Origin of the sequence: Prosthecobacter sp., from assembly GCF_044373815.1 — a bacterium.
Taxonomy (GTDB): Bacteria; Verrucomicrobiota; Verrucomicrobiia; order Verrucomicrobiales; family Verrucomicrobiaceae; genus Prosthecobacter.
In genome coordinates this window covers 1-8,042 of record NZ_JBIPNG010000305.1, presented here as the reverse complement: position 1 = coordinate 8,042, position 8,042 = coordinate 1, and the positions used below count along the sequence as shown (strand labels likewise).

The window sequence follows — 8,042 nt, the reverse complement described above, 5'->3', positions numbered from 1 at the left end:
CTCCGATGCGGTGCTGAAGCAATGGGATGCCATCAAGCGCACCGAAAAAGGCACGGAGCACGAAGGCCTGCTGCACGGCACCGGCAATGGGCTGCCCGCCCTCATGCGTGCGCAGAAGCTGCAAAAGAAAGCCGCACGCGTCGGCTTCGACTGGCCGGATGCCACGCCCGTCTTTGCCAAGATCCGCGAAGAGGCCGCCGAACTCGAAGAAGCCATCGCTTCTGGTGATAAAGCGCACATGGAAGAAGAACTCGGCGATCTGCTCTTCAGCGTCGTCAATCTCGCCCGCAAACTCGGCATCGAATCCGAGCCCGCCCTGGCAGCCGCGAATGAAAAATTCACCCGCCGCTTTCACGCCATGGAAACGCATCTGCGCGAGCAGGGGCATGAACTCGGCAAGCTCTCGCTGGAGCAGATGGATGCCGCGTGGGATGAGGTGAAGCGCGGGGTTTGACAGCTCTAGAAAAATACCAATGGTCGTGCATGAAAATCACGTTCAATTTTGATGACGACAGCTATGCGGCAATAGTGGTCGCTGCTCGGCGCAAAAAATGTGCGGTAGTGGACCTGCTGCTCGATGCCATCACTAGCATCCCACAACTCGAACAGCCTTTGCTTAAATCGAGAATTGCCTGCTCAATTGATTATAAGATTTCATTTTCAGAAGGGACTCGTCCCTTTACGATGGAAGATGTATACAGGATAGAAGAGGAAAATGATTTACGAGGAGATGCGGAAAGAATATGAATCTACAACAATTCATCAAAGAGACATTGGTTCAGATCGCTCACGGAATAAATGAGGCTGACGAAGCTGTTGCAGGCATAGGGGCAGCAGTAAATCCAAGAGACGTTGTATTTGATGGCAAAGACGACAGGCCCTATGGCTACTATGCAGAAGATAAGAAGGGGCAATTTCGTCGTGCTGTTCAGAGCATCAATTTTGATGTCGTTGTGACAGTCGCGGAAGGAACAGAAACAAAAGGTGGAATAGGCATTCATGTTGGCGCTATTGGTTTAGGCAGTGCCGGCAAATCAGAAAAAGGGCAAACGTCCGAATCCCGAATCAAGTTTTCGGTCCCCCTGTTGATCCCGAACTCGAAGAATGCATAGCCTTGCGCATGTAGTTCTTTGATTATTACTCGATGGATCTCGGCAATTTTTCATTTCCCAAACTCTGGGTGCAGGTGCGCACGAAATCGTGGCTGTGGCTCTTTCGGCGGCAGCAGATTGAGGAAGGCGGGCGGCTGCTCAAGCATGGGGACATTGGCCTCGCGGGGGTGCATGTGTGTGCGGAGAATGAAGTGGAGCTGATCGCGGGCATTGGCACGGGTTTGTTCAATTCAGCCTCCGTCACAGCGCATCTGCGGCTGCGGGAAGACGGCAGCATGGCGATGACCTCCCACTGCACCTGTGCGGTGGGCACGCTGTGCCAGCATGCGGCGGCGCTGATGCTGATGCTCGATCTTGAAGAAGGACGCAAACGCATCGAAGCCATGGCGCGTGTGCGGGAAAAAACTTCAGTTGCCACTGATGATGGTTCGGAATCTCAGGTGGAACCGAAAGAGATCGAACTGCCACCGTCAGAACCCAAGCCCATCCTGCTGGTGCGGCGCATGATCGTGGACATGCCGCAGATCACGGCCAAGCGAAACATCGGCGGCTGGGCGCCACGCAGCATCGCCTTCATTCAGCCCTGCGCGGAATACGACGACTGCCCGCTGCGCTTGGAAATGCTCGTGCGCAGCCCGGCGCATCAGTGGATGGATGAAAACGAGACGCGGCATACTCTGGTGCGCAATCTTCGTTCGGAGCGTCTGCTCCTGACGGACTTGTCCGGCCTGGGTTTCAAATCTTTCTCCGAAGCGTTGCCAGGGGCCAAGGCTCCGGAGTCCACGCTGGGCTTCATGGCGGTGGCGGGTGATCAGGCTTTGTTCTGGTCGCAATTCCTCAAGGACCAGGTGCCCAAGCTGCGCGAGTCTGGCTGGCGGGTGGAGGTGCCGGAGGACATCGGCTTTCAAATCCATGATGCCGGTGAAGATGCGTGGTTCACGGATCTCGCGGGGGATCAGGACGGGCGCGAATGGTTCTCGCTCGATCTCGGTGTCGAAATCGAAGGGCGTCGCATTTCGATGGTGCCGCTGCTGGTGGATTGCATTGATCAGGGCCTCACCGCCGCTGTGCTGGAAAAGAATCTCGATCAACGCTTCCTGCTCTCACTCGGCGGTGACCAAGGCGATGTGCTCTCTGTGCCAGCGCATCGGCTGGTGGTGCTGCTGCGTTTCTTTGACGAACTCCTCGCCACGCGACCTGTGCGCAAGGATGGCAAACTCCAGCTCGACAAACTGCGCGCCGCACAGCTCGCCACGCTGGATGGTCTGCCGATTCGTGCGCCCGCAGAACTGACCGCACTCAGTCAGCAACTTGGCAGCTTCCGCGAGATCGGCCTCATTGATCCTCCAGCTTCCTTGAAAGCCAGCCTGCGTGATTACCAGCGCGAGGGCGCCTCATGGATGCAGTTCCTGCGCGAGTTCGGCCTGCATGGCATTCTGGCCGATGACATGGGCCTTGGCAAAACGCTGCAGACGCTCACGCACATCCTGATCGAGAAAGAAAGCGGACGCATGAAGCACCCCTGCCTCATCGTGGCACCGACGAGCGTGCTGCGGAACTGGATCAATGAGTCGATCAAATTCACGCCTTCATTGAGTCTGCTGCTCATGCAGGGGCAGTCACGCAAGAGCGACTTCAAGCACCTCAAGCAGTACGATCTCGTCGTCACCAGTTTCCCGCTCCTCGTGCGTGATGCTGATGTCATGCAGGCGCAGGAGTGGCATATCGTTGCGCTGGATGAAGCTCAAAATATCAAGAATCCGAAGAGCCTCGCGGCGCAAACCTGCAGTGGATTGAAGGCCAAGCACCGCCTTTGCCTCACAGGAACGCCGATGGAGAATCACCTCGGCGAGTTGTGGAGCCTCTTTAACTTCCTCATGCCCGGCCTGCTGAGCGATGCCGACACCTTCCGCCAGCATTACCGCAATCCCATTGAGCGTGAAGCCGATGCGGAGCGCCAGAGGCAGCTCAGCACACGCATCCAGCCGCTGCTGTTGCGCCGCACAAAAGATGCCGTGGCCAAGGAGCTGCCGCCGAAGACGGAGATCCTGCACAGCATTGAACTTGGCCAGGCGCAGACGGATTTGTATGAAACGATCCGTGCGGCGATGGACAAGCGTGTGCGCGAAGCCATTGAGGTGAACGGGCTGGATCGATCCCAGATTGTGGTTTTGGATGCGCTTTTGAAGCTGCGGCAGGTCTGCTGTCATCCGCAGTTGTTGAAGCAGGAGTCGGCGCAGGGTGTGTCGGATTCCGCAAAAACAGCCTTCCTCATGGATGAACTGCTGCCCGAGCTCATCGAAGAAGGCCGCCGCATTCTCATCTTTTCGCAATTCACGGAAATGCTCGCCATCATTGAGGCCCGCTTGAAGAAAGACGGGACGCGCTATGTGAAGCTCACTGGCAGCACGAAGGACCGCGAAACACCGATCCAGGAGTTTCAGGCGGGCAAGGTGCCGGTGTTCCTCATCAGTCTCAAGGCGGGTGGCGCGGGCATCAATCTGACGACCGCAGACACGGTCATTCATTACGATCCCTGGTGGAATCCGGCGGCAGAGGCGCAGGCGAGCGACCGTGCGCACCGCATCGGCCAGAAGAATCCTGTCTTCGTCCACAAGCTCATCTGCGAAAACACCATCGAGGAGCGCATCGTCAAGATGCAGCAGAAGAAGGCCGCGTTGGTGGAAGGACTGCTCGCGGGGCGTGCGGACAAACTCCAGCTCACCCAGTCCGACATTCAGGCCCTGTTCATGGCAGAGTGAGGAATCCCTGCTCGTCCATTTTCACGGCGGGGATGCTGATGCTGCGGTCGTCATTTGGCAGCAGGCCGCTGATGCGCACTCCCTCGGTGGTGGATTCGATGGCGAGGCCCGGCAGCAGGCGGCCGAGGGAACCGGCTTTGCGGCCAAGCTGCTCGTCCTTGTCATTGGCCGGCATGGGTGGATTGGGAACTTCGGTGCTGATGAGGATGCCGGTGGCTGCATCAATGTAACCGCGCAGGGCGGTGGTCTGGGGCAGGGGAGTCAGATCGCTGTCGAGGCAGAAGACGAGGCGCTCCTGGCCGGTGAGCTTGCCCAGCGTGCTGCGGGTGCAGAAGGCGACGATGTGAGTGGGGTGGGCTTCGGGTCCGTGATCAATGAACTTGGTACCGGGCATCACCTGCGTGAGCGCTTTGACGGTGTGGTGAATGATGCTGCCTTCGGGTTCGAGGCTGAGGAAGACATCGCCAGCGTGATGCCATTCAATTTCAGCCAGACGCAGGGCGTTGGCGAAGGCGACTGTATCTGCCTCGGCGTGGCTCCAGCTTTTGCGTTTGAGGAATGCCTCGCTGCTCAGCGCGAGCATGGCATGGCGCATCACCTCGGTGGTGGCGGCACGTGCGCTTTGAGCCTCTCCAAAATGCACTTCCACGGGATAGCGCAGGTGTTTGGGACGCTTGGTGAAGAACTTGCCGCCCTGAAAGGAGAAGATGCTGCCATAGAGGCCGTCGAGATAAACGGGCACCACCTGGGCATCGCCCTGGCGGGCCATGAGTTCGAAGCCTTTGAGCAGTTCGTTAACCATGCCATGGCGGGTGATCTGGCCTTCGGGGAAGAGACAGACGATCTCACCCTCTTTGAGCGCAGCGGCCACGGCACGAATGGCATCCTTGGCGCGTGTGGCGGAAATCGGCACGGTGCCGATGAGGCGCATGAGCCACTTCAGCCACCACAGATGGTAGAGTGCATCCCACATGACGAAGCGCACGGGGCGGCGGCTGGCTGAGCCCACGATGAGCGCATCCACATAGCTGACGTGGTTTGGCAGCAGCAGCACTCCGCCGGTGGCTGGAATGCGCTCCATGTGCACGGGCTTCACCTTGTAGGTGAAGCGCACGGCGGCCAGCATGAGGAATCGCACCAGATCCTGGGGCAGCAGGCGCATGATGTAAACGGCGGCGGCAAAGGTGGGGATGGCAAGCAGCAGGAACTGAGTGGAGGCAGTCAGTTCCATCCATTTCATCAGGCCGACGATGCCCACCGCCACCAGCGTGCCGAGGCAGTCCATGAGGTTCATGCCGGCGTGGATACGGGCCTTCTCATGCTTTTCCGCCTTGTCCTGGGCGAAAGCATAGAGTGGCACCATGAAGCAGCCGCCTGCAGCGCCCGTGAAGATGATGCCTGCATACATCCAGCTGCTGCCCAGAGGGGCCAGCCCGGACCAGAGCAGTCCGGCTACAAGCCCGAAGCCGCCCAGCGGAATCAGTCCCAGCTCAATGCGATTGCGGCTGACGTGGGAGGCAAAGATGCTGCCGCTGATCACGCCGATGCCGAGAATGCCGGCGACCTTGGCGAGTTCCATCGGGCCGTCGCCATGTCCGGTGTCGGGATGCAACTCCTTCGTCAGCGTAACGAGGATGAAACTGAGCGCGTTGGAGATGAACCAGAAGTACGTCACTCCCAGAGCCGCGAGGCGGATGGAGCGGCGGCGGAAGACAATCTTGAGGCTTTCGAAATGCTCCAGCGCCATGCCTTTGCGCCAGTGGACTTCGGTGTGCGAGGGCGTGCTTTGGATGCAGATGGCGGCGACCAGCTCAAAAATACCCATGATGCTGATGATGATCAGCGGCCAGAGCGCGGACATCCAGGCATCGCCCGTTTTTTCATACTCGGTGCCATACCAGATGCCACCCGCCCACATGCCGCCGAGAATGCCCGCGAGCATGGTGACCTGCAGCCAGCCCGAAACGCGACCGAGGCGGCGTGAGCCTGCGAGCTCCTTCATGATGCCCATCTTGGCCGGGCTGAGAATAGCTGCCTGAACGGCCAGCACAAAGAAGCCGACCAGACTGATTTCGAGCGAGCCCGGCACACGCTTCATCCACAGCGCCAGCGCCAGCCACACAAAGCAGATGATCTGCATGACCTGCATCCAGACAATGACCTTGCGCTTGGAAAAGCGATCCGACCAGTAACCGGCCAGGGGGGCGAAGATCATGTAGGGCAGGGAGAAGATGGCCCCGAGCCACAGCTCCATGTGGCGGCCCACCCATGAGTCTTTGGCGATGATGATCGACAGCGCGATCAGCAGCATTTTGACAAAATTGTCGCTGAACGAATTCATCGCCTGCACGAACAGGACGAGAACAATGGACGCCCAGTTGCGGCGTGGCAGATGCGGTGCGTTGTCGAGGGCGGCGGAGTCGAGCATGGGTGTCGTTCAATCGACAAAACGCTGAGCCAGCAGAATGTCTGCCGGGAACGTGATCTTGGGGTTCAGTTCAAAATTTTCGATGACAAAGACGGGTTCGCCGAGGTGCTGCACGGCGGAAACTTCGTCAGTCACAAGCAGTCCGTCACGCACCACAGCATCATACGCTCGCACGAGCAGTTCACGCTGAAAAACCTGCGGTGTTTCCATGATCCAGGCGTTCGCACGATCAATGGAGTCAATGATGCGGCCGGTGCTGTCGCAGCGCTTGAGGGTCTCGGTCATGGGGCGGGCACAGGCGACGGCGGCCTGCGTGCGTGCGGCCTCAACGCAGCGGGTGATCTGCGCCACCGAGATGAGGGGGCGCGCGCCATCATGCACCGCGACGATCTCACAGGCAGGATCCAAGGCCTGCAGACCGGCATGCACGGAGAGGTGGCGTTCCGCACCGCCGATGATGATCTGGGTGATTTTACCGAGACCGCTGGAGCGCCAGGCTTCGATCTCCGGCCGCAGGGCTTCGCTGGTGACCACGAGGATCTCATCAATGATCTCGCAGGCTTGAAATGCATGCAAGGTGCGCCTGAGCACAGGCACGCCGGAAAGAGGCGCGAGGAGCTTGTTGAAGCCCATGCGCCGGCTGCTTCCTGCGGCAACGATGATTGCGGAGGTCATGAAAGCCGGTGAATCATTGAAACGGTGCGCGGCGGGGCAGTCACCGGTTTAGGCGAGACGTTTGGCGACTTCGGTGGAAATCGACTTGCTGTCGGCGCGGCCTGCAACGCGTTCCTGCAGCGCCTTCATCACGCCGCCCATGTCCTTCTTGGAGGTGGCACCGAGTTCGGCGATGACGGTGTCGACGAGTTTGCCCAGTTCTTCCGTGCTCATTGCGGCAGGGAGGTATTTTTCCAAAACGGCGATCTCGGCCTTGGCGGCTTCCACAGCTTCAGGGCGACCGGCTTTTTCGGCGCCATCCACGGAATCCTGCAGTTTCTTGATCTCCTTGCGCACCACGGCCAGGGCGTCGGTATCGCCGAGTTCACCATCCGCACCGAGTTTTTCGATGGCGGCGTATTTGAGGGCGGACTTCAGATTGCGGATGACGTTGAGGGCCACGGTGTCCTTGGCACGCATGGCATTTTTGAGGTCTTCGGAAATTTGGGAAATGAAGCTCATGAGAAAGGGGCGGCTGGATTGGTTGAATTGAGCGGCGATCATGGCGTGGCAGGGGCCTTTGTCCAGATGTTAGGCAGGAGGTCGGCGGGGCTTTGGCCAGGGCTTGGCGCATGAAGCGGCCTACGACAGCGTGGAGTCCGGCATGAAGGACAAAAAAGACAAAAAGGACGGAAACGACACCCAAGCCGAAGTGACAAATGTTTTGCCATTGTGCGTGTGCTAATGCGGCGGCCGAAGGGGGTGGAATGCTCTTTGCACTCTCCACCTTGCCGTGCATGGTCACCTTCCTGTGCAATTTCGACATCCTAAACACGACCTTTACATTCCTGACGAAACTGAACCGTGGACCGCGCTGCGCCGCGTGACGCATCTGGGCATCGTTTCCCATCAGGACGACTTGGAAATCGCCGCGTATCACGGGATCACGGAGTGCTTCCATCACAAATCCCAGTGGTTCGGCGGCGTGGTGGTCACCGATGGTGCGGGCAGCCCGCGCAAAGGCCCGTATGAATCCTACACGGATGAGGAAATGCAGAAGGTGCGCCTCATTGAGCAGCGCAAGGC

General features: G+C 59.0%; 7 protein-coding genes and 1 pseudogene. 5 read left to right on the top strand and 3 right to left on the bottom strand.

What is annotated here, in order from left to right; all coding sequences use genetic code 11:
- The 4 genes from ACIREA_RS21210 to ACIREA_RS21195 form a co-directional block, all read left to right on the top strand.
- Nucleotides 1-454 (top strand): MazG family protein (locus ACIREA_RS21210; RefSeq protein WP_397384352.1); only part of this gene is annotated, 454 nt, incomplete at its 5' end.
- Between the two features lie 29 nt (nucleotides 455-483).
- Nucleotides 484-747 carry a hypothetical protein gene (locus tag ACIREA_RS21205; protein WP_397384351.1) on the top strand — a complete coding sequence of 88 codons (264 nt, stop codon included), beginning with the start codon at nucleotides 484-486 and terminating at the stop codon, nucleotides 745-747.
- Nucleotides 744-1,112, top strand: coding sequence for a hypothetical protein (locus tag ACIREA_RS21200; protein WP_397384350.1), 369 nt, complete (start codon nucleotides 744-746; stop codon nucleotides 1,110-1,112). The genes ACIREA_RS21205 and ACIREA_RS21200 overlap by 4 nt, the downstream gene beginning before the upstream one ends.
- A gap of 32 nt (nucleotides 1,113-1,144) precedes the next feature.
- Nucleotides 1,145-3,874 carry a DEAD/DEAH box helicase gene (locus tag ACIREA_RS21195; RefSeq protein WP_397384349.1) on the top strand — a complete coding sequence of 910 codons (2,730 nt, stop codon included), beginning with the start codon at nucleotides 1,145-1,147 and terminating at the stop codon, nucleotides 3,872-3,874.
- Here ACIREA_RS21195 and ACIREA_RS21190 read toward each other — a convergent pair.
- Genes ACIREA_RS21190 through ACIREA_RS21180 form a run of 3 tightly spaced genes read right to left on the bottom strand, consistent with a single transcriptional unit; the run spans nucleotide 3,861 to nucleotide 7,520 of the window.
- Nucleotides 3,861-6,302 carry an MFS transporter gene (locus ACIREA_RS21190; protein ID WP_397384348.1) on the bottom strand — a complete coding sequence of 814 codons (2,442 nt, stop codon included), beginning with the start codon at nucleotides 6,300-6,302 and terminating at the stop codon, nucleotides 3,861-3,863. The two genes, ACIREA_RS21195 and ACIREA_RS21190, sit on opposite strands and share 14 nt — an antisense overlap.
- Nucleotides 6,303-6,311: 9 nt before the next feature.
- A complete protein-coding gene (gene ispD / locus ACIREA_RS21185; RefSeq protein ID WP_397384347.1) occupies nucleotides 6,312-6,977 on the bottom strand; it encodes a 2-C-methyl-D-erythritol 4-phosphate cytidylyltransferase in 666 nt (221 codons plus the stop codon).
- Between the two features lie 48 nt (nucleotides 6,978-7,025).
- Complete coding sequence (locus tag ACIREA_RS21180) at nucleotides 7,026-7,520, bottom strand: GatB/YqeY domain-containing protein (protein ID WP_397384346.1); 495 nt, start codon at nucleotides 7,518-7,520, stop codon at nucleotides 7,026-7,028.
- A 247-nt stretch (nucleotides 7,521-7,767) separates the two neighbouring features.
- Here ACIREA_RS21180 and ACIREA_RS21175 point away from each other — a divergent pair.
- Nucleotides 7,768-8,042 (top strand): annotated as a pseudogene (locus tag ACIREA_RS21175) (PIG-L family deacetylase); the annotation flags it as partial.